Origin of the sequence: Pseudomonas lopnurensis (assembly GCF_015070855.1) — a bacterium.
GTDB lineage: Bacteria > Pseudomonadota > Gammaproteobacteria > Pseudomonadales > Pseudomonadaceae > Stutzerimonas > Stutzerimonas lopnurensis.
Genome location: NZ_JADDIX010000070.1, coordinates 19,724 through 39,677, shown reverse-complemented (window position 1 = coordinate 39,677; position 19,954 = coordinate 19,724). Strand labels below are relative to the sequence as shown.

The window sequence follows — 19,954 nt, the reverse complement described above, 5'->3', positions numbered from 1 at the left end:
AGGTCGAGTACGTTTCGATGGCGTCACTATAGGCAGGCGCACGAATGCTGAGAATGGAATTGATGGAAAACCATCCTTTCCATTTTCGTTGTGCTGTGTGGCAGGCTTCATGCCGATTAGGGAGAATCCTATGGGATCGATGTGATCGGATCATTTCCAGGACCGCCATGAAGAAATTGCCGGATCTCGAAGCCTGGGCGATCTTCGCCAAGGTGGCGGAAACGGGCTCCTTCGCCCGCGCCGCGGGCGAACTCGGCCTGTCGCAGGCCACCGTTTCCAAAGCCATCACGCGCCTGGAAGGGCGCATGAAAACCATGCTGTTCCATCGGACCTCGCGGCGAATGTCGCTCACCGAAAGCGGCCATGCCGCGCTGGAGCGCGCCGCCCGCATCCTGGCCGAGGGCGAGGCGGTGGAGGCCGAGGTGACCGAGCAGTCGACCAGCCTGCGCGGGCCCATCCGGATCGCGGCGCCGATGTCGTTCGGCGTCTCGCACCTGGCGCCGGTGCTGCCGGAATTCATGGCGCGCCACCCCGACGTGGTGCTCGACGTTCATTTCAGCGACGAGCTGATCGACCTGGTCGCCCAGGGCTTCGACATGGCCCTGCGCATCTCGACCCTGGCCGATTCCAGCCTGCTGGCCCGGCGCCTGTGCACCGTGCGCATCCTGCTGGTCGGCGCGCCGGCCTATTTTGAGCGCCACGGGCGCCCCGGCCACCCGCGCGACCTGGCCGCGCATCGCACACTGCAATACAGCTATTCGCGCGGCAGCGGCTGGCGTTTCCGCCACAAGCGGCATGGCGAATTCGCCCAGGCGATACCCGCATCGCTGCTGGCCAACAATGCCGAGGCCCTGGCACCGGCCTTGCGGGCGGGGCTTGGCCTCGCGCTACAGCCGGAATTCCTGGCCTGGAAGGACCTGCAATCGGGCGCGCTGGAGACGGCGATGGACGACTGGCAGGTGGAGCCGATCGCGCTGCACATCGTGACCCCCCCGGGCCGCAGCCGCCCAATCCGCGTGCAGGCGCTGATCGACTACCTGGCCGAACGCTTCGCCGCCGCGCCGTGGGCACGGGCCAGTGAAGAGTGATTCTGGACTCGACTCACAGAACTGCGGGCGTCAGCGAATGGCTGGAGAAACATCCCCGTTTCAAGCTGCATTTCACGCCGACTAGCGGACTGTCCCTTGGCGGTTCGTTTATCCCTGCGTTGCCGCGACGCGGGAGAAGCGCAAGAGCCTTTCGAACGTAGGAGCTGGAGGACGCCAGGTCCTTGCTGGTGATCCCGAGCACCATTGCCGATGATCGCCAGCAAGCTGGCTCCTACAACATAATGCCCAGTGGCTAACCAGACAGGACCCTAGCGCTTCATGGCTGAACGCCGTGGAAGGGGGCTCAACTGGAAAGATGGGCACTGTGTCGCGATGCTTCAGCAGCATGGCTGATCTGGAAATGGCTATCCGCCATTTTATCGAGGTTCATAACCAATATTTCGCCAAGCGGTTCCGATGGGCAAAACGGCTGAACCTATCATCCGGTCCGTGCATCGCGCGACGTTGGCTGCAACGCCACCGCCATCGGTTGATTATTTGGCTGTGATCTTCCGTTTCTTATCTCCCCCAGCATTCTTGCCGCATCTCGGCCAGGAGGAAGGCCGAATGCGCGCGCGTAGTCACGGCTGAACTGTGTCGCGCTCTCATAGCCGACCGCAAAGGCAGCGCTAGTGACGCTTTTGGCTCCGGCCACCAAAAGCGTCCGAGCCTGCAGCAATCGAACACGTTTTTGATACTGCAACGGACTCAATGTGGTCACAGCTTTGAAGTGACGATGAAATGCCGACACGCTCATTGCGGCTTTGAGGGCGAGGGTTTCCACCCTGATAGGCTCGGCGAAGTCCTGACGGATCCGCTGAATGGCCTGACTCACACGCGCCATGGCAGTATCCGGCGCCGCAATCTCACGCAGCATCCAGCCATGGGGCCCCTGCAAGACGCGGTACAGGATCTCGCGTTCGTAAACCGGTGCCAAAGCCGTGATCGCCTCGGGATTGTCCATCAGCCGCATCATGCGCACCCAGGCATCCATCAGCTCGGACGTAACGGAAGCAACCGAAAACCCAGGGGCGTTCTCGTAACGCCCGGCAGGTTTGGGAAGATCAGCCAACAGGGTCGTCAACACCGACGGGTCGAGTGTCAGGCTAACCGCCAGGTAGGGCTCGCCGGAATCGGCAGGATGCACGGAACCCACCGCTGGCAATTCGATGGACATGACGAAATAGGTCGCCGGGTCGTAGCGCAGCGTGCGGTCGCCGACGGTCATCGATTTGCTGCCCTGCAGGATCAGGTTGATCATCGGGTCGTAGACGGCCGCCAGTAAATGTTCAGGAATCTCACCCTGGACCATGGCCACGCGTGGGATGCCCGTTTCCGTGCGGCGGTTCTGTGCCCTGCACGTTAGTGAGCGAAGCTCGTTCAATTGGTCATTCATGACGAGCATGCTGATCCCGGCGGCATATCGGCGGCAAGCAAAAAGCAGAAATAGGCAGGATTGGGGTAGGAACGGCCGAGTGTGTGCTAGACGCGAAGTTTACTGTGGCGGCTCATCTGACTGACAGTGGAGCACCATAATGAGCGTCATCGTCATTACCGGAGGCAGCCGTGGAATCGGTGCCAGTGCCGCAGAATGCTGCGCCGGGCGTGGTATGGGGGTCATCCTCACTTATAAAAGCAATCCGGGCGCAGCCGAATCGGTGGTACGGCGTATCGAGGGGGCAGGCGGTAAAGCCGTTGCGCTCAAGCTCGACGTCGCGGACGTCGGCAGTTTCGGTAATTTTCGGGAAACGGTTCTGCTAACACTGAAGACCACTTGGGGCACGACCGCGCTCGGCGGTTTGGTCAACAACGCCGGCTATGGCCTGTTCAATCGTCTTGAGACGGTCACCGAAGCGCAGTTCGATGGCCTGCTGAGCGTCCACCTCAAGGGTCCGTTCTTCCTGACGCAGGCGTTGCTGCCGTTGCTGGCAGAGGGCGCCAGCATCGTCAGTCTGACCAGCGCCACCACCCGCGTGGCGACCGCCGGCGTCGCTCCCTACGCGGCCTTCAAGGGCGGGCTGGAGGTGCTGACCCGCTACATGGCAAAGGAATTTGGCGAGCGGCGTATCCGGGCCAATTCCGTCTCGCCCGGGGCGATTCGCACCGAACTGGGCGGCGGCCTGAATGACGAGTTCGAGGCGCTGCTGGCGGGGCAGACCGCCCTCGGCCGGGTGGGCGAGCCCGACGATGTCGCCCGCGTCATCGCCATGCTGCTGTCCGAGGACAGCACCTGGATCAATGCCCAGACCATCGAGGTCGCGGGCGGTTATGTCGTCTGAACCAGCGAGGCCCACCATGCTCGATCATGTTTTCATTTCCGTCAGCGACCTGGAGCGCTCCGTGCGTTTCTACGACGCGGCACTGACCCCACTGGGCATCACCACGCGACTCGATTACGACGGCAAGGACGGCCCCCCCGGTCATCCGGACCTGAAAGGCTTCGGCGCCAACGGGCGGATGTTCTTCTGGTTGCGCGAGGGCGTGGTCGAAGGGCGCGCCGTTCATGTCGGCTTCGTCGCCAGCAGCCGGGCAGCGGTCGATGGCGCCTATGCCGCGGCGATGGAGAGCGGCGCCAGCGATAACGGCGCACCCGGCCCGCGCCTGCATTACGACCCGGACTATTACGCCGCCAATGTACTCGACCCCGATGGCTACAGCCTCGAGTTCGTCTACAAGAACTGGCAGCACAGCCCATGAGCGCACTGCTGATCTACGGTGCCACGGGCTATACCGGCCGCATGGCCGCAGCACGCGCGAAGGCAGTGGGGCTCGACCTGGTGATCGCCGGGCGCGACGGCACGCGGCTGGCGCTACTCGCCGGCCAGCTGGATGTTCCGTACAGGGTGTTCGCCACGGATGTGTTTCCGGCGCAATCGCTGGAGGACATCGGCGTGCTGCTGAACTGCGCCGGACCGTTCGCGCGCACGGCGGCTGCACTGATGCAGGCGTGCATCGTCACCGGCATCGACTACCTGGACATCACCGCCGAGATCGACGTCTATCGGCTGGCGGAGCGCCTCGGCGCGCAGGCCGCGGCGGCGGGCGTCATGCTGCTGCCTGGCGTCGGCTGGGACGTGGTGCCGACGGACTGCCTGGCCGTGCATGCCGCTCGACGGGTGCGCAATCCCCAGTCGCTGAACGTGGCGCTGCAGGTCGCGGGCTCGATGTCGCGGGGGTCGGCCCTGAGCGTCGCCGAGATCGTTGGCGCTGGGCTGCTGGCGCGGGTCGACGGCCTGCTCGTTCCGACGCCCGATGCACAGCCGCGCCACTTCGATTTTGGCGACGGCCCGGTGCCGTGCGCGCCGCTTTCCTTTGGTGACCTGGTCACCGGCTGGCACTCCACCGGCATCCCGAACATTTCCATGTTCGTGCATTTCGCCGGCGATCCCTTTCCTGAAGGCGATCTCTCGCAGCTTCCTGAGGGCCCGGACATTCAGCAGCGTGAAGCCCATCGCGCCCGAGCAGTGGCCGAAGTGACCGGCGCTGACGGGACCGTTGCGCGTTCAGTGATCGAGACCGTCAACGGCTACACCTACACGCCGATCGCTGCCGTGGAGGCTGCGCGCCAGGTATTGAGTGGCGAGCGACGGCCGGGTTTCGAGACGCCGGCTAAGCTGCTGGGCGTCGGATTCGCCGAGTGCATTGCGGGGACGACCGTAACTGATTACTGAGTCGCTCGGGAGAGAGCGGCAATGCGTTTACTCCGGCTTCCGTAGCGCTGCCGCTTGCCTCGAACTCACGGGAAGCAGGCGGCGGAAGCTCGGCGGCTTGATGTTATGACCTCGGTCAGGTCGGACAGGCCGACCGCATCGAAACCATGCTGGTGAAACAGGGCCTGTGCGATGGCTAGCCCTTGCTCGCGGTCGAAGGCGGGGCGGCGCTGCCGGTTTTTTTTCGTTCATTTCGTCGTCTCCGCATGTACTTGGCTGGCTCCTGAAACGACCACGCGGCGCGGTTGGCACCGCCGCTCGGTGTTGATGGCGGCCCTACGAACTTGCCGGGCGACCGGCATTTTATGGAGTTACCTGATGAGCAACTTTGCTGGTTCGGCAATCGATCACGTGGGCATCGGTGTTTCGGACATTTCGCAGGCGCGCGCCTTCTACGAGCGGGCACTTGAACCGCTGGGGATCACATTGATGATGAGCGTTGAGGCCGATCCCCCTCGATCGGCGCCTCGGCGATTGGGGTTCGGTTCCGCAGGAAAGCCATTCCTCTGGCTGCATGCCGCTCCGGTCCCCAGCCACGGGGCACACATAGCGCTGATCGCGAAGAGTCGTGAAGCGGTCGACGCATTCCATGCCGCTGCCATGGCCGCTGGCGGACAGGACAACGGGGCGCCGGGCATCAGGCCCCGTTACCACTCGAGTTATTACGCGGCCTATGTATTGGGCCCTGACGGAGTGAATGTGGAGGCCGTTTGCCAAGTGGCGGCCTGAGCACCAGCGAGCGTGTCAGATTCCATTCGTACAATTGCTGCGGCAAGCTCCTGCCATAAGTTGAGGCACGCCATGGACACCCGGTGGGTGCTCCGATTAAAACGGGACGCCAACGAGGAAGACAGCCGAAAGGTATACGCATCGGACGACCCAAAGGAGCAACCATCGACCCCTTACCGAATCGGTAATGAACCGCCCCGCATTGTCCGGAGGCTCTTTGGTGTGAGGCATGCCGCCTGGGCAGACTCGATAAATTGCTGATAGTAGATCGCTTCGGCTTCCGCCAGCGGTATGTTCCCGATGGGTGCCAGCAACCGTCGATGGTTGAACCAGTCCACCCATTCCAGCGTTGCCAGTTCCACTGCTTCGCGACTCTGCCATGACCGTCTGTGGATCACCTCGGCTTTGTACAGGCCATTTATGGTTTCGGCCAAGGCATTGTCATAGGGGGCGCCCACGCTGCCCACCGACGGCTCGACGCCAGCTTCGGCCAGGCGCTCGGTATAGCGGATCGAGACATACTGCACGGCGCGGTCGCTGTGGTGGATGAGGCTGCCTTGGTCGACCGGGCGGCGGGCATACAAGGCCTGCTCCGGCGCATCGAGAACGAAGTCGGTACGGGCCGAACCGGAGACCCGCCAGCCAACGATCCGTCGGGCGAACATGTCGATGACAAAGGCCACATAGACAAAACCCTGCCAGGTACTGACGTAGGTGAAGTCCGACACCCAGAGCGCGTTTGGCCGCTCGGCGCGGAACTGGCGATTGACCCTGTTCAGCGGGCACGAGCTCGCCTTGTCGCTGATCGTGGTCTTGACCGGTTTGCCGCGTACGACGCCTTCGAGCCCCAGCCGACGCATCAGCCGCTCTACCGTACATATGTCTGGGCCTATGTTCCCAGCCCGTTCGCTGATCTACGTGCGGCGGTCTACGACTTCAGCCCCAGCCGAGCCGGCGAGCATGCTCGCACCTTCCTGGGCGACTGGAAGGGCCAGCTGGTCCCGACGACTTCGCCGGCTACAAGGCCTGCTTCGAGCAGGGCGTGACCGAAATCGGCTGCATGGCCCATGCTCGCCGCAAGTTCTACGATCTACATGTCGCCAACAAGAGCCAACTGGCCGAACAGGCCCTGCGCCACATCGGTCAGCTGTACGGCATCGAGCGCGAGGTAAGCGATCTGCTGCCTGATGAGCGACAGCGAATGCGCCAGAAAAAGCCAAGCCCCTCGCCGATGCTCTGCACCGCTGGATGCTCGCCCAGCGCCCGTTGGTGCACGAAGCACGGCCATCGCCAAGGCGCTCGACTACAGCCTCAAGCGCTGGACAGCCCTGGTGCGCTATCTCGATGACGGCATGGTGGCAATCGACAACAACTGGTGCGAAAACCAGATCCTGCCGTGGACCATCGGCCGCTCGAACTGGCTGTTTGCCGGCTCGCTGCGCAGCGGCAAACGTGCGGCTGCGCTAATGATCCTGATCCAGTCAGCGCGACTGAACGAACATGGTCCGTATGCCTACCTGAAAGATGCGCTGACTCAGCTACCGACGCAAAAGGCCAGCGAGCTCAGTGAGTTGCTGCCGCACAATTGGATCACCGCCAGCAAGGTGTGATGCCCACTCGCTTACGTTTTGCCCCCACGTAGTCCAGATTTAAAGTGGCGCTTCAAACGAGCCTACTGCCCATCAACGTCCAGAGGAAACTTCCCATGCGTATTCCCATGCTCGCAACCGTATGCGCTATCGGTTTGGCGCTGGCTGCCTGCAATGCTTCGGCCGAGTCGGCATTGAAGGTGCTCGGCCAGGACTACGGCTTCCCCCACAAGATCGACGGCTTGCCTGCCAGGCTCTCGGACTTCAAGGGGCTGCAGATCAATTCGTTCACCACCTCCGACGGCGTCAGGATCTCCTATTGGGAGGCCGGCGAGGGCGAGCCGTTGGTGTTCGTTCCGGGCTGGTCGGCCAATGGCGCGGAATATATCAACCTGATGTACCTGCTCAGCCAGCATTACCACGTCTATGTCATGGATCCGCGCAACCAGGGCCTGTCCCAGCGCGTGGAATACGGTGGCCGGATCTCCCGGTTCTCGATGGACCTGAAGGAGCTGGCGGACCATCTCGAGCTGAAGAAGGCCAACTACGCTGGGTGGTCGATGGGCGCCTCGGTGCTGTGGAGCTACATCGATCTGTTCGGCACCTCCGGCATCGACAAGGCGGTCTTCGTCGACGAACCGATCTCGATCTACTCGCACCTGGACTGGTCCGAGCAGGAACGGCTGGATGCGGGCGGCACGACCACCTCTCCCGAGCGCATGGTCGCTGGCTTCACCGGCGGCAAGCCGCTCAACGCCCTGGTCACCGATCTGCTGCCGTGGCAGCGTGCGCAGCTCATGGACTCGCCCTATTACGCGAACTCGGCGAGCTTTGCCCAGCACGTCATCAAGAACGATCCGGAGGCAGTGGGCCGGGTGCTGTTCAACCACATCGTCAATGACTGGCGCGATGTGATCCAACACAAGATCGATGTCCCTGTGGCGATCTTTTCGGGCGAGTACAGCAACAACCTGCCGAGCCAGCGCTGGATGCACAAGACGCTGCCGCAGTCGCAGCTGTTCGTCTACAGCAAGGCCGAGCAGGGCGATCATTTCCTGATGTTCAAGAACCCGGTCAAGTTCACACGCGACCTGCGCGGCTTTCTGGAGAACTGATCCGCAGGCATGCGGGACAGAACGATCGTCTTATGCGGGCTCCAGGCCGTCCTGCCTGAGCTCGGCGGGGACTTCATGGCCGCGTTCGGACAAAAAACGCCCGATGACGAAGAAGAGCGTCTGCAATTCCGGTGAAGCGTCGTCGCTGCGGTGGCGCAGAACCACCGGCGAGGTGATCGATTCGACCAAGGGCCGGTAGGCCACGCCAGGTACCGGCACCAGTTGCGCCGACGCCGGGACGATCGATACCCCGCAGCCGGCTGCGACCATCAACAGCGCGGTGTCGTACTGGTTCACTTCCTGCGGGTCGGAAAGCACGATCTGCGGCTCGGCCAGTTGCGCAAGGATGTGATCGGCCAGGCTGGGTCGCGGATTGCTGGCGTAGATGAGAAAGGACTCGTCCTTGAGTTCGGCCAGTTGCATCGGGCTGTCCCGAGAAGCCAGCGGGTGGTCCGCCGGCACCGCGGCTAGCATCGGCTCGTGCTTGAGAACGATGCAGCGAATGCCGTCGGCGTTGATGTCGACTCGGCTGACCCCGGCATCGATACGGCCTTCGCGAAGCGCTTCGATCTGTTGGTGGCTGTCCATTTCGACGATCCGTACCCTCAGCAGGGGCATCGCCTCGCGAAACTGGCGGATGATCAGGGCGAAATTCCCGTGGAAGTTCGCCGGGACGATGCCAAAGGTGAAGGTCGGGCGACGGTTGCCCAGCATCCGCTCCAGGCTGGCAACCATGGCGTCGGTACGGCGCAGGATGTCCACCGCCTGGTCATACAGCAACTGACCGGCAGGGGTCAGGGTGAGCGGGCGCGAATCCCGGTTGAGCAGCGCTGCGCCGACCTCCGTTTCCAGCTCCTGAATGCGCTGGCTCAAGGGCGGCTGCGAAATGTTTAGCGCTCTGGCCGCACGCACGAAGCTCCGGGTCCGCGCAACGGTGACGAAGTAGCGAAGTCGCTTCAGATCCATATCGAGATATCTCGCTTAGCCTGGGGTGTACAGGGTAATAGCCATTGTTTTCGTCGATCATATATCGAATTGATATGTAAGGTACGGAAACAGTGTTTTACGCGCGGGGGCCGGACGGACAGACTTTTCGTCCGTACCGGCCGGATGGCATCAAGCCATCCAACGCAAACCCTTACTCAGGAGAAGTGCTATGGACCGTCACGCGGAACATGCGCGGCAGCCGATTCGCGCCGCCATATTGCGCCGGCCCCAATCGCCCTTGGTTTTCGAGGACGCCTCGCTGGAGGGGCCGCGCGCCAACGAAGTGCTGGTACGCATGGTCGCCAGCGGTGTCTGCCACACCGACATGGTCGTGCGGGACCAGCTGTACAAGACCGCGATGCCGATGATCCTCGGTCACGAGGGCTCGGGCGTGGTGGAACGGGTCGGAGCCGCCGTCACCACGGTGGCGGTGGGCGATCACGTGGTGCTGACGTACGCCTACTGCGGCTTGTGCGCGCCCTGCGCCACCGGTCATCCGGCACATTGCGCGAACATGGGTCAGCTGAACTTCGGCGGCGGCCGTCTGGATGGCTCGTCCTCGGCATGCGATGCCCACGGCGGCGAACTGCACGACCACTTCTTCGGGCAGTCATCGTTCTCCAGCTACTCGGTGGTCAACGAACTGAACGTGGTCAAGGTCCGCAAGGACGTGCCGCTGGAGCTGCTCGGCCCGCTCGGCTGCGGCATCCAGACCGGCTCGGGCGCGGTCCTCAATGCGCTGAAGGTCCATGCCGGCGCCTCATTCGTCGCCTTCGGTGCCGGCGCGGTGGGGCTGGCGGCGATCATGGCCGCACGCGTGGCCGGTGCCACCTCGATCATCGCCGTCGACGTCAATCCGGAGCGCCTGGCGCTGGCGCTGGAGCTGGGCGCTACCCATGTATTCAACAGCCGCGAGACCGATCCGGTGGCCGAGGTTCGCAAGCTGACCGGCGGCGGCGCGGATTTCACCCTGGAGTGCAGTGGTCGCGCCGAGGTGCTGCGCCAGGCCATCGACAGCCTCGGCCTGCTCGGTTCCTGCGGCATCGTCGGTGCCACCCGGGAGGGCACCGAGGTGGCCTTCAATGTCAACGACGTGATGATCCCGGGTCGCCGGATCATCGGCATCGTGCAAGGCGATGTGGTCTCGCGGACGTTCATTCCGGAACTGGTCGAGCTCTACCGCCAGGGGCGTTTCCCCTTCGACCGGCTGGTGAAGTTCTATGCCTTCGAAGACCTCAACCAGGCCATGGCCGACAGCGAGAACGGCACCACCATCAAGCCGATCCTGCGCTTCGCCCAGGGCGCGTGACGCCCGCCAGGGCACAAAACCCATCACGATAAGAGAGCTGAACATGCAAACCCGGTTGATCATCGACAATGCCGCACGTCCGGCATCCAACGGCGCCACGTTCGAGCGCCGTCATCCGCTAACTGGCGAGCTCATCAGCACGGGCGCGGCTGCGACCATGGAAGACGCGAAGGCCATCGCCGCGTCGTCGGCCGCCGCTTTCGCCAGTTGGTCGGCGAGCGGACCTTCCGTACGCCGCGCGATTCTGCTCAAGGCGGCGGATCTGCTGGAGGCCAAGGTCAAGGAATTCAGCGATGTGATGGCCAGGGAAGTGGGCGCTTCCGCGCTGTGGGCCGGTTTCAATGTGATGGGCTCGGCTTCACTGTTGCGCGAGGCGGCCGGGCTGACCACCCAGATCCAGGGCGAAACGCTGCCCACCGACAAGCCGGGCACCGTGTCGATGACCTTGCGCCAGGCCGCGGGCGTGGTGCTGAGCATCGTGCCGTGGAACGGGCCGATCCTGCTCGGCACGCGCGCGATCGCCTACCCGCTGGCCTGTGGCAATCCGGTGATCTTCAAGGGCTCCGAGAACAGTCCGCGCACCCACGAATTGCTGGCTTCGTGCTTTATCGAGGCGGGCCTTCCGGCCGGCGTGCTCAACTTCATCACCTCGGCCGCGGCCGACGCCGGCGCGGTGACCGAGACATTGATCGCACATCCGGCGGTGCGCCGGGTCAACTTCACCGGCTCGACCAAGGTCGGACGCATCATCGCCGAGACATCGGCACGCCACCTCAAGCGCTGCCTGCTCGAGCTGGGCGGCAAGGCGCCGTTCGTGGTGCTGGACGATGCCGACCTGGAAGGGGCGGTCAATGCTGCCATCTTCGGCAGCTTTCTGTACCAGGGGCAGATCTGCATGTCGACCGAGCGTTTCGTTGTCGATGAGAAGATTGCCGACGAGTTTGTGCAACGTTTCGCCGAGCGCGCCGAGGCCCTGATGGCATCCGACCCGCGTGAAGCACCGGGTTGCGTGGTCGGCCCGATGATCGACGCACGCTCCGGCGAGCGCCTCAACCACATGCTGCAGGATGCCGTGTCCAAGGGCGCTGTGGTGGTGGCCGGCGGCGAGGCCAGCGGCGCGAGGATGCCGGCGACTATCGTCGATCACGTCAAGCCGGGCATGATCATCTATGACGAGGAGACCTTCGGCCCGGTGACCACCATCGTCCGGGTCAAGGGGGACGAGGAAGCGATCCGGGTGGCCAACGACACCGAGTACGGGCTGTCCTCGGCGGTGTTCAGCAGTAATCTCACCCGCGCGCTGGCGGCGGCTTCGCGGATCCAGGCCGGTTGCGTACACGTCAACGGTGCCACCGTGCAGAACGAGCCGCAGGCGCCTTATGGCGGCATGAAGAACAGTGGCTACGGCCGCTTTGACGGCCGCGCGGTGATCGACGAGTTCACCGAGATCAAGTGGGTCACTCTTGAGGATCCGCGTCAGGTCTACCCGTTCTAAGCGGGTGGGATCCTGACGAGTCTCTGCACGCTGTCATGGGGCTGCAACGCGGTGCGCTGAGGTGCACCGCGGTCGTTTGCAGCCTCGCTTGCTCAAGGGCGCTCGGCCCTCCAGTACGATCCAGTCTTGGTCAGGATCCATCCCGTCTCGACGCCTGTGGCGCGCCAAGTTCGCCTGAGGCCGGCAATGCCCTGGGCTCTGCATTCATGATGGAGTTGGAGTAGGTAATGACACATCGAGTCGTGATCGTTGGCGGCGGAGCCGGTGGGCTGGAGCTGGCTACGCGCCTGGGGCGCACGCTGGGGCGGAAGGGACAGGCGCATATCACCCTGCTGGACATGCGGATGACCCATCTGTGGAAGCCGCTGCTGCATGAAATCGCCTGTGGGGCGCTGGATGCGGCCGAAGACGAGCTGAACTATCTCGCCCAGGCCAGCTGGAACCATTTCGAGTTCCAGCTGGGCCGATTCAGTGGTATCGACCGCAGCGCCAAGTACGTAGAGATCGCGCCGTTGTGCGGGCCTGATGGCGAGGTGTTTGCCGAAAGCAGACGCCTACCCTATGACACGCTGGTACTGGCGGTCGGCAGCCGCACCAACGATTTCGGCACCCCGGGCGCAAAGGACCATTGCCTGTTTCTCGATTCCCCGGACGAGGCGATCGCCTTTCAGCAACGCATGTTGCGTCAGTACGTAGGGGCGCAGGCGCGCGGCGAGGTGGCCCATCGGCTTGAAATCGCCATCGTCGGCGGTGGCGCTACCGGCGTGGAACTGGCGGCTGAGCTGCGCAACGCCTCGGCCCAACTCGCGGCCTACGGCCTGGACAACATTGCGCCCGGCAATCTGCAGGTCACTCTGCTCGAGGCGGGGCCGCGCCTGCTGCCGGCGCTGCCCGAGTATGTGAGCGCCTTGGTGCAGCAGATGCTCACCCGCATGGGTGTCCGCATCCTTTGCGGTTCGGCGGTGCGCCACGTGGATGCCGACGGTATGCAGCTGGCCGATGGGTCACGCGTCCGGGCGCAACTGAAGGTGTGGGCGGCCGGCATCAAGGTGTCCGAATACATGGCTGGCATCGGTGGGCTGGAGAGCAACCGCCTCAACCAGCTGGTGGTGCGTTCGACACTGCAGACGACGCTGGACGATGCGGTGTTTGCGCTGGGCGATTGCGCCGCCTGCCCGCTCGAGGGCAGTGACGGACGTACCGTCCCCCCGAGGGCCCAGGCTGCGCATCAGCAGGCGGAGCTGCTGGCCATTTCGATCGCCAAGCGGATCCAGGGCAAGTCCCCGCTGCCCGCCTATCGCTACCGGGATTATGGCTCGCTGGTTTCGCTGTCGAAGTCGGGTGCGGTGGGAACCCTGATGGGCAACCTAATGGGCACCTTCAGGGTCGAAGGCTGGCTGGCGCGGATGTTCTACGTATCGCTGTATCGCATGCATCAGCGTGCGCTGTATGGCACCCGGCGAATGCTGCTTCGCATGTTGGGTGACAGGCTGGGACGGGGGACGGTGCCGCGCTTGAAGCTGCATTAAGGATTTGAGCAGCCAGGACGACGCGGCAAGTATAGCGCCCGCGCTTGATCACTCGGAGCGGGTTACTTAAGCGCCGGGCTGATTGGTGATGCTGAAGCGACAGTAGAGACGAAGAAAACGGCCGGTGTGATACCGGCCGCTTTTCATTTCATCACGGGCCGGGCGTGCCGGTCGCGCGGATGCCTACCAGGGCAGCGTCTTGCCCATGTGGGTGAAGCTGCCCGACGGGCCATGCTCGTCGATCAGTGCCATTTCCACGCTGCTCTTGGCGCCGGTGGGGACGTCGATCTCGCCCGCGCCGCCATTCATGTCGGTCTGCACGTAGCCAGGATGGACCGCGTTGACCTTGATCGGCGTATCGCGCAGTTCGTAGGCCAGGTGAACTGTCCAGGCGTTGATGGCTGTCTTGGAGGCGTTATAGGCCACCGGTGCCTTGAAGTCGTAGATCGGCGAGCCCGGATCGGTGTGCCAGCCCAGCGAACCCAGTTGGCTCGACAGGTTGACGATGCGCGCGGCCGGGGCCTGCTTTAGCAGTGGCAATAGCGCCTGAGTCAGCTCCACCACGGCAAACAGGTTGGTGTCGAAGGTCTCACGCCAGGTGGCGAGACTCTGCGCGGACGGTGCCTTTTCCGCAGCATCGATCATGATGCCGGCATTGTTGACCAGAATATCCAGCTTGCCGTAGCGCGACTGGATCTCGTTGACCGCCTGCTCGATGCTCTCGCTGCGAGCCACGTCGAGGGTGATCGGCTGGACCGGAAGCCCATCGGCCTGGAGGGCCTCCGCAGCAACAACTGTGCGCTGCGAATCACGGCCGGCCAGCAGCACGGTGACGCCGGTCTCGGCCAACTGACGTACGGTCTCGAAGCCAATGCCTCGAGTTGCGCCGGTAACCAGAGCGACCTTCTGAGCAATATTCATCATTTCCTCCGTATTGCCGACGGCTCAGTCGGCGAACCGGTCGAGACCGGTATCGGTTTTTAAAAATTCGAAGATAGGGTATTAGCTGGCTTAATCACCAGCGCCCAGCGTTCCGAACTCCGCGGCTACCTTTACATAGAACAACTTTACGCGCTGCTGGGTCAGATGCTCGAAGAACATCTGCGCTTCCGCTTCGGTAACGACCAGCGTCACTTGGACGGGTTGGTCCGAAAGGTCGAAGAGGTTGATCGCGTGGATGATGCCATCGTGACCCAGCCCCTCCACGGCACCGCTTAAGGTGGCCCCGCGCAACCCCAGGCGACGAGCCTCCTCTACCAACCATTGTCCGGCGGGCAGGTTGCCGATCACGCGATCCTGTTGGGTAAAAAATGTTATCTGATAGCCGTTCATGACGAGCCTCACAATGGCGGCGGATCTATTAGGACTCGGCCTGCGCTGCCGCAGTGGCAGGCGTAGGCGCTTGAGCCGAAGCAGCATCGGTGTGGACGCTTGGCCTCACGGACATGCCCACACGAAGCCGCCGCGCCTGCTCCTGTCCTGCGTCCACCTGGATGCGCACTGGCAGGCGTTGCACGATCTTGGTGAAATTCCCCGTGGCGTTGTGCGGCGGCACCAGCGAAAAACTCGCGCCGCTTGCCGCCCCTAGACTCTCGACGTGGCCTTTGAGCTGAACGCCCGGTAGCGCATCGATGGTGATATCCACCGGCTGGCCGACATGCACGTTGGCCAGTTGGGTCTCTCGGAAGTTGGCCTCGATGTAGATCTTATCCAGCGGGACCAACGTCAGTAGCGGCTCGCCTTGGCGCGCATAACCGCCTATCCGGGCATGGCGCTGTGCGACGACGCCGGCGATCGGGGCGGTGATGCTGGCATAGGACAACTTCAAGCTGGCGTCCGCCTTTTCCGCCATGGCTTTCTCCAGGTCAGCTTGCAGGATCGCCGTTCGCTGCTCGGCCGACCGCAGCCCGGCGCGATCCCGTTCATAGGCCGCGCGCTGTGTTGCCCATTCCGCCTCGGCCAACTCCAGTGCCTGCACCGTGCCCGAGCCATCCCGCGCCAGGTTTGCCGAGCGTGTAAGGTTTCTTTTGGCAAGTTTGAGCTTGGCGCTGGATGCAGCCACTACAGCGCGTGCTTGCTCGATCAGGCTCTGTTGGAGCTCCAGTTGCGCTTGAAGCCCGGCGATGGTGGCCGTTGCAGCGTCCAGCGCAATGCGCAGCGCTCTGTCGTCGATACGCAGCAGCGGCTCGCCGGCTTGAACCCGCTGGTTGTCATCTACCGTTACCGCCATGATGACGCCTGAAACCTGGGGCACGATCACGGTCAGATCGGCACGGACATAAGCATCATCGGTGCTTTGCACGGATGCGTTGGCTTCGGGACGATTGAGGATGAAAATTGCCCCCGCGACGGTTGCGGCAGCGATCACTCCGATTACGATTTGGTAGCGCAGTTTATTGGCCATGTAATTCGTACTAGCTCAATTCATGAGGCCACCCCGGCCTGGACGGTGGCTGGGGTGGAGGGGGAAATTCGGGGCACCCTGGGTGCCGGAATGTGTTGAAACTTCAGGACGAGTGGAATCAGCAGGAGCGCCAGCAGCCCAATCGCGCGATAGACGTCGGCGGTAGCTAGAACACTGGCCTGTTTAGCGACCTGCTCGATCACGGCGCCTGGCGGAAAATCGAAGCCTGCCCACTGCGGCAGCAGATTGCCTGCCTGGTCCCGCAGCGATTCGAAATGGAAGCGGCTTCGAATAGCGGTCAACTGGCCAACGAGTGCCCCGGCTACGACGGTACTGAGCACCCGCACGATGTTGACCAATCCTGCAAGGAAGGGCCCCTCCATCGGCTGCACCGTGCTGACGACGAGAAACAGCATGGCAACCATCGCCATCGGTTGGCCGATGACATGAAGAAAAGTCGGCCATAGGAATTGCTGCACCATCCATTCATCCGTGATGACCGAAGCCAGCCAGCACGCCCCAGCCATGCAGGCCAGCCCGATGGCGAAGACGTGGCGTGCATCTACCCATTGCCGATACAGCAACAGCGCTACACAAGACCCGAGAACCAGTTGCGGCAATCCCACCGTTAGCCCGAGTCTTGCGCTTTGCTCCAGCCGAAAGTCATGAAGGCTACCCAATGCGTTGGCAGGGAGATTCACGGCTGAGGACATGACGACCAGCAGTCCGGCGAGCGAGATGAAGCCTAGCCAGATGTTGCGGCGCTTCAAAAGTGCCAACCCCACGAACGGAGCCGGATGAAGCCATTCGCTGATCAAAAACAGGCTGGTGAGGATCGCGCCCGTGCCAAGAGCGGCAACGATTATTGGTGACTGAAACCAGTCCAAACGCACCCCCTGATCGATGCCAACCACCAGAAGCATCAACCCAGGCACACCCAGGAACAGGCCGAACCAATCAGCCTGCTTCAGACGCGGCAGTGCCGTAGGCATCTTGGGAATACCCCAGCCGACCATGCCCATTGCAATCAGCCCCAGCGGCAGCATGTGCCAGTAGGCCCAACGCCAATCCTCTAATTTGTCCACGCTTAAAGTCGCAAGTCCTAAGGCTACATTCGGCGAGAGCGTGGCAGTCATGGCGAATAGCGCCAGACCGTGCAGCCGGATGGATGTAGGCAGAAAACGCAGAGCGGCCATCATGAGGACCGGAACCAGCGAACCGGCACAGATACCGTGAAGAAGGCGCAAGGCAATCAGCACATTCAGGTCGCGAATGAACGGCAGGGCAGCCGCCAGCACCAATGCTGCTGCGAGCATCGTCATGTGGAAGCGCCGCATCGAGAACGTGATCGCGAACCACGCGGCAAACGGCATCGCCGCCAGCTCGCCTGCCGAATAGGCGGTCGTGAGCCAGGACGCATCATCTCTGGCAAACCCTAGCCCGCCTTGCACGTCGACGAGCACCAGGGCCGGGACGCGACCGCTCAGTCCCGCGACCATCGCTGCCAGCAGCACCCCCAATAGACCGACGGCGAGCCGCACAGTGAGCACAGGCTGTTGCGGCGAGGCGGGTGCGGCAGTACTCATGAAGAGGCCCCGTTCGTTGCTGCGTCGCCCGCCCATTGCTCTGACCAGCCGCCACCCAAGGCTCTATAAAGCGAGACGACGGCAAGCGCGGAGGCAGTCGCGCAGTCGCTTAGTTCGGCTTGATTGGCGAGCAGGCTACGACGAGCAACCAGTACGGCCGTGAAATCCGCCGAGCCTTCCTGGTATGAGCGTTGTGCTACGCCCAGGGCTATTTCGCTTTGCTCCAGCGCACGCTGCAGTTGCCGGTGCCGCTCCAGTTCGCTGGCATAAGCGCCAAGGGCATTGTCCACCTCGTGCCAGGCGCGCAGCACCACTTGCTGATAGGCGATACCAGCCAGGCGATGACGGGTTTCACTCAAGGCCAACTGGCTACGTAGCCGTCCGCCGTCGAAGATCGGCAGATAAAGCGTGGGGCCTACCGAATAGTGCCTGGAGCCCCAGCTACCCAGATCAGAGAGGTCGAACGCCTGCGCGCCAAGTGCGCCGGTCAGGCCGATGCGTGGGTAGAAATCGGCCTTTGCCGCGTCGATATCCGCCACTGCTGCTCGCAGCCGAGCTTCTGCCTGCAGAATATCTGGCCGATTACGGGCCAGTTCGGAAGGTACGCCGATCGGTAGGCGCGAGGGCATCGAGGGCAGATCGGCGAAGGTGAGTCGTTCATCCAGTTCGCGCGGTGGTTTGCCAAGCAGTAGCGCCAGCGCGTTCATCAGCGTATCTCGCTGGTGATTCAGCTGGGTTAGGCGGGCTTCGAGTCCGGCGGCATCGGCACGCGCCGATGCCGCATCGAAACGCGTGGCGGCTCCGTTGCGCTCGCGGCTTTCGGCCATGCGAACCAGGTCTCGTCCGATCCGGAGGTTTTTTTCCACCAACGAGGCCTGTGCCTGCACGCCGCGTAGCAACAGATAGTTGCGCGCTACATCCGCCGAGACCGAGGTAAGTACGGCATCCCGCCCGTAATAAGCCGCGTCCAACCTGGCCTGCGCGGACGCTTGGGTATGGCGCAGATAACCCCAGAGGTCGAGCTCCCAGCCCGCTTGCAGGCCCAACGACCACATGTCCTGGCCGTTTGTAGGGGCCCCCAATCGATGCGACGGCGAGTTTTCACTGATTGCCGAGCGTGAGTAGCCGGTCCCTAGGGCCAGAGTCGGATAACGGGAGGCACCGGCCAACCCCAGCTGAGCACGGCTTTCCTCGACACGCAGCGCAGCCGTCTGGATATCCAGGCTCTGGCCAAGCTCCGACTCGATCGCCGACAGCGTGGGGTCATTGAACAACTCCCACCAGCGAACGGGCGCTTGTGCTTCGCTCAGGGCAGGTTGATCGCCAACCTGTGCTCGGTAGGACGCCAGCGCTGCGGATGGATCAATGGACGGCAACTGGACTGACGTTACGCTTGCGCACCCCACCAACAGGGTGGTCGCCAAGGCAGGAACTATCTGGGCGAGATACAGGCACGACGCAGCTTTCATTCATATTCTCAAGCAGGTGCAGGGCGGGCAGGTCTCGATCGTCCGGGCTCTTGGACACGGGAGATGATGAGAAGGGGTGGAAACCGATCGGTATTCTAATGAGCAAAAAAACATTCAGTCAATAAAAAGGCATGCACCGATTGGGTGAATTGCTTTGCGGGTAGCAGATACCGGTCGGTATACTCCGGCGAAAACAGATTTGGTTTTCGTATGAGCAAGCCTGCCTGTCCGATCGACAAGTCCCTCGCGGTTCTCGATGCGGCTACGACCGTGTTCCTGACCCATGGCTTCAGCGCTGCGACCACGGACATGATCCAGCGCGAAGCCGGCGTTTCGAAGAAGACGATGTATGAATGCTTTCCCAGCAAGGAGGCCATGTTTGTCGCGGTCATCGAACGCCAATGCGCGTCGATGGCATCGACCATCCATGCGATACAGCCTGCCCCGGGGGATATCAGGAAAACGCTGGAGGACATAGGGCGGGCCTATCTCGAGATCGTTCTGGCCGAGGTGGGAGTGGCGCTCTTCCGCGTAGTCGTCGCTGAGGCGCCTCGTTTTCCGGATGCCGGTCGCAGGTTCTACCTGGCCGGGCCCAAAGTCGTCATCGCGATGGTGTCGGAACGCTTGAGCGAAGCCTCCGTGACGGGCGAGATTGACGTCCATGCCATTGGCATCGAGGCAGCAGCCTCGCTGTTTGTCAGCATGGTTCGCACCGAAGGGCAGATGGAGTGCCTGCTGCATCCCGGTTCACGGCCGTCCGCAGAGCAACTGGATCGCTGGGTTCGATTAGCGGTGGATGCGTTTGTCGGACGATTCGCTGTCCACAACTAGCTTCGGGGCTGAAACCGCGCGACTCCGGTCGAGCGTAACCTCGGCAAGGAGGCCACTCGCCAATTCAGGCGATGTTCAACACCGGTTTCAGCCACTGGGCGGTTGCATAAACT

General features: G+C 62.9%; 17 protein-coding genes and 3 pseudogenes. 12 read left to right on the top strand and 8 right to left on the bottom strand.

From position 1 onward, the window contains the following. The first annotated feature begins 44 nt into the window (after positions 1 to 44). The gene (locus tag IN820_RS14030; RefSeq protein ID WP_328822104.1) at positions 45 to 1,088 is read left to right on the top strand and encodes a LysR family transcriptional regulator; all 1,044 of its coding nucleotides are present in this window, start codon (positions 45 to 47) and stop codon (positions 1,086 to 1,088) included. A gap of 271 nt (positions 1,089 to 1,359) precedes the next feature. Continuing rightward, positions 1,360 to 1,562, top strand: a pseudogene (locus IN820_RS22680) (IS630 family transposase); the annotation flags it as partial. On the opposite strand, the gene IN820_RS14025 reads toward IN820_RS22680, so the two are convergent. Further along, positions 1,528 to 2,484, bottom strand: a complete 957-nt coding sequence (locus tag IN820_RS14025) for an AraC family transcriptional regulator (protein ID WP_193681550.1) — start codon at positions 2,482 to 2,484, stop codon at positions 1,528 to 1,530. The pseudogene IN820_RS22680 and the gene IN820_RS14025 sit on opposite strands and share 35 nt — an antisense overlap. Before the next feature lie 139 nt (positions 2,485 to 2,623). Between IN820_RS14025 and IN820_RS14020 the strand changes: the two genes are divergently transcribed. The 4 genes from IN820_RS14020 (at position 2,624) to IN820_RS14005 (ending at position 5,527) form a co-directional block, all read left to right on the top strand. Then, the gene (locus IN820_RS14020) at positions 2,624 to 3,367 is read left to right on the top strand and encodes an SDR family NAD(P)-dependent oxidoreductase (protein ID WP_193681549.1); all 744 of its coding nucleotides are present in this window, start codon (positions 2,624 to 2,626) and stop codon (positions 3,365 to 3,367) included. Positions 3,368 to 3,383: 16 nt separating this feature from the next. Then, a complete protein-coding gene (locus IN820_RS14015; RefSeq protein ID WP_193681548.1) occupies positions 3,384 to 3,785 on the top strand; it encodes a VOC family protein in 402 nt (133 codons plus the stop codon). After that, positions 3,782 to 4,759, top strand: coding sequence for a saccharopine dehydrogenase family protein (locus IN820_RS14010; protein ID WP_193681547.1), 978 nt, complete (start codon positions 3,782 to 3,784; stop codon positions 4,757 to 4,759). Before IN820_RS14015 ends, IN820_RS14010 begins: the two co-directional genes overlap by 4 nt. Positions 4,760 to 5,116: 357 nt before the next feature. Further along, positions 5,117 to 5,527 (top strand): VOC family protein, encoded by a 411-nt coding sequence (locus tag IN820_RS14005; RefSeq protein ID WP_193681546.1) that lies wholly within the window; start codon positions 5,117 to 5,119, stop codon positions 5,525 to 5,527. Between the two features lie 173 nt (positions 5,528 to 5,700). On the opposite strand, the pseudogene IN820_RS14000 reads toward IN820_RS14005, so the two are convergent. After that, positions 5,701 to 6,405, bottom strand: a pseudogene (locus IN820_RS14000) (IS3 family transposase); the annotation flags it as partial. On the opposite strand from IN820_RS14000, the pseudogene tnpC reads away from it, so the two are divergent. Together tnpC and IN820_RS13990 are read left to right on the top strand one after the other, a co-directional pair. Continuing rightward, positions 6,400 to 7,137: pseudogene (gene tnpC / locus IN820_RS13995) on the top strand (IS66 family transposase); the annotation flags it as partial. The pseudogenes IN820_RS14000 and tnpC sit on opposite strands and share 6 nt — an antisense overlap. Positions 7,138 to 7,232: 95 nt before the next feature. Further along, entirely contained in the window at positions 7,233 to 8,231 is a 999-nt protein-coding gene (locus tag IN820_RS13990; protein ID WP_193681545.1) for an alpha/beta fold hydrolase, read from the top strand. Between the two features lie 30 nt (positions 8,232 to 8,261). Here IN820_RS13990 and IN820_RS13985 read toward each other — a convergent pair whose 3' ends face one another. Further along, complete coding sequence (locus IN820_RS13985) at positions 8,262 to 9,197, bottom strand: LysR family transcriptional regulator (protein ID WP_193681544.1); 936 nt, start codon at positions 9,195 to 9,197, stop codon at positions 8,262 to 8,264. Between the two features lie 190 nt (positions 9,198 to 9,387). Here IN820_RS13985 and IN820_RS13980 point away from each other — a divergent pair, with 190 nt between their 5' ends. The 3 genes from IN820_RS13980 (at position 9,388) to IN820_RS13970 (ending at position 13,551) form a co-directional block, all read left to right on the top strand. Beyond that, the gene (locus IN820_RS13980) at positions 9,388 to 10,527 is read left to right on the top strand and encodes an NAD(P)-dependent alcohol dehydrogenase (protein WP_193681543.1); all 1,140 of its coding nucleotides are present in this window, start codon (positions 9,388 to 9,390) and stop codon (positions 10,525 to 10,527) included. 43 nt (positions 10,528 to 10,570) lie between these two features. Then, positions 10,571 to 12,022, top strand: a complete 1,452-nt coding sequence (locus IN820_RS13975; protein WP_193681542.1) for an aldehyde dehydrogenase — start codon at positions 10,571 to 10,573, stop codon at positions 12,020 to 12,022. 227 nt (positions 12,023 to 12,249) lie between these two features. Further along, positions 12,250 to 13,551 (top strand): NAD(P)/FAD-dependent oxidoreductase, encoded by a 1,302-nt coding sequence (locus IN820_RS13970; protein WP_193681541.1) that lies wholly within the window; start codon positions 12,250 to 12,252, stop codon positions 13,549 to 13,551. A 183-nt stretch (positions 13,552 to 13,734) separates the two neighbouring features. Here the strand turns inward: IN820_RS13970 and IN820_RS13965 are convergent, their stop codons facing one another. From IN820_RS13965 to IN820_RS13945, 5 genes are all read right to left on the bottom strand, one after another. Further along, positions 13,735 to 14,472, bottom strand: coding sequence for an SDR family oxidoreductase (locus IN820_RS13965; protein WP_235989160.1), 738 nt, complete (start codon positions 14,470 to 14,472; stop codon positions 13,735 to 13,737). 90 nt (positions 14,473 to 14,562) lie between these two features. Further along, a complete protein-coding gene (locus IN820_RS13960) occupies positions 14,563 to 14,883 on the bottom strand; it encodes a DUF190 domain-containing protein (RefSeq protein ID WP_193681539.1) in 321 nt (106 codons plus the stop codon). A 28-nt stretch (positions 14,884 to 14,911) separates the two neighbouring features. Beyond that, positions 14,912 to 15,955 (bottom strand): HlyD family secretion protein, encoded by a 1,044-nt coding sequence (locus tag IN820_RS13955; RefSeq protein WP_193681538.1) that lies wholly within the window; start codon positions 15,953 to 15,955, stop codon positions 14,912 to 14,914. Between the two features lie 20 nt (positions 15,956 to 15,975). Continuing rightward, positions 15,976 to 17,541 carry an MFS transporter gene (locus IN820_RS13950; RefSeq protein WP_193681537.1) on the bottom strand — a complete coding sequence of 522 codons (1,566 nt, stop codon included), beginning with the start codon at positions 17,539 to 17,541 and terminating at the stop codon, positions 15,976 to 15,978. Continuing rightward, on the bottom strand, positions 17,538 to 19,010 hold the full coding sequence (locus tag IN820_RS13945; RefSeq protein WP_193681536.1) for an efflux transporter outer membrane subunit: 1,473 nt from the start codon (positions 19,008 to 19,010) through the stop codon (positions 17,538 to 17,540). The genes IN820_RS13950 and IN820_RS13945 overlap by 4 nt, the downstream gene beginning before the upstream one ends. 210 nt (positions 19,011 to 19,220) lie before the next feature. Here IN820_RS13945 and IN820_RS13940 point away from each other — a divergent pair, with 210 nt between their 5' ends. Next, positions 19,221 to 19,841, top strand: a complete 621-nt coding sequence (locus IN820_RS13940) for a TetR/AcrR family transcriptional regulator (RefSeq protein WP_193681535.1) — start codon at positions 19,221 to 19,223, stop codon at positions 19,839 to 19,841. Positions 19,842 to 19,954: the final 113 nt, after the last annotated feature.

Coding starts and splice junctions, on each gene's coding strand:
- IN820_RS14030 (WP_328822104.1), top strand. CDS start 45: ATGCTGAGAATGGAATTGATGGAAAACCATCCTTTCCATTTTCGTTGT.
- IN820_RS14025 (WP_193681550.1), bottom strand. CDS start 2,484: ATGAATGACCAATTGAACGAGCTTCGCTCACTAACGTGCAGGGCACAG.
- IN820_RS14020 (WP_193681549.1), top strand. CDS start 2,624: ATGAGCGTCATCGTCATTACCGGAGGCAGCCGTGGAATCGGTGCCAGT.
- IN820_RS14015 (WP_193681548.1), top strand. CDS start 3,384: ATGCTCGATCATGTTTTCATTTCCGTCAGCGACCTGGAGCGCTCCGTG.
- IN820_RS14010 (WP_193681547.1), top strand. CDS start 3,782: ATGAGCGCACTGCTGATCTACGGTGCCACGGGCTATACCGGCCGCATG.
- IN820_RS14005 (WP_193681546.1), top strand. CDS start 5,117: ATGAGCAACTTTGCTGGTTCGGCAATCGATCACGTGGGCATCGGTGTT.
- IN820_RS13990 (WP_193681545.1), top strand. CDS start 7,233: ATGCGTATTCCCATGCTCGCAACCGTATGCGCTATCGGTTTGGCGCTG.
- IN820_RS13985 (WP_193681544.1), bottom strand. CDS start 9,197: ATGGATCTGAAGCGACTTCGCTACTTCGTCACCGTTGCGCGGACCCGG.
- IN820_RS13980 (WP_193681543.1), top strand. CDS start 9,388: ATGGACCGTCACGCGGAACATGCGCGGCAGCCGATTCGCGCCGCCATA.
- IN820_RS13975 (WP_193681542.1), top strand. CDS start 10,571: ATGCAAACCCGGTTGATCATCGACAATGCCGCACGTCCGGCATCCAAC.
- IN820_RS13970 (WP_193681541.1), top strand. CDS start 12,250: ATGACACATCGAGTCGTGATCGTTGGCGGCGGAGCCGGTGGGCTGGAG.
- IN820_RS13965 (WP_235989160.1), bottom strand. CDS start 14,472: ATGAATATTGCTCAGAAGGTCGCTCTGGTTACCGGCGCAACTCGAGGC.
- IN820_RS13960 (WP_193681539.1), bottom strand. CDS start 14,883: ATGAACGGCTATCAGATAACATTTTTTACCCAACAGGATCGCGTGATC.
- IN820_RS13955 (WP_193681538.1), bottom strand. CDS start 15,955: ATGGCCAATAAACTGCGCTACCAAATCGTAATCGGAGTGATCGCTGCC.
- IN820_RS13950 (WP_193681537.1), bottom strand. CDS start 17,541: ATGAGTACTGCCGCACCCGCCTCGCCGCAACAGCCTGTGCTCACTGTG.
- IN820_RS13945 (WP_193681536.1), bottom strand. CDS start 19,010: ATGAAAGCTGCGTCGTGCCTGTATCTCGCCCAGATAGTTCCTGCCTTG.
- IN820_RS13940 (WP_193681535.1), top strand. CDS start 19,221: ATGAGCAAGCCTGCCTGTCCGATCGACAAGTCCCTCGCGGTTCTCGAT.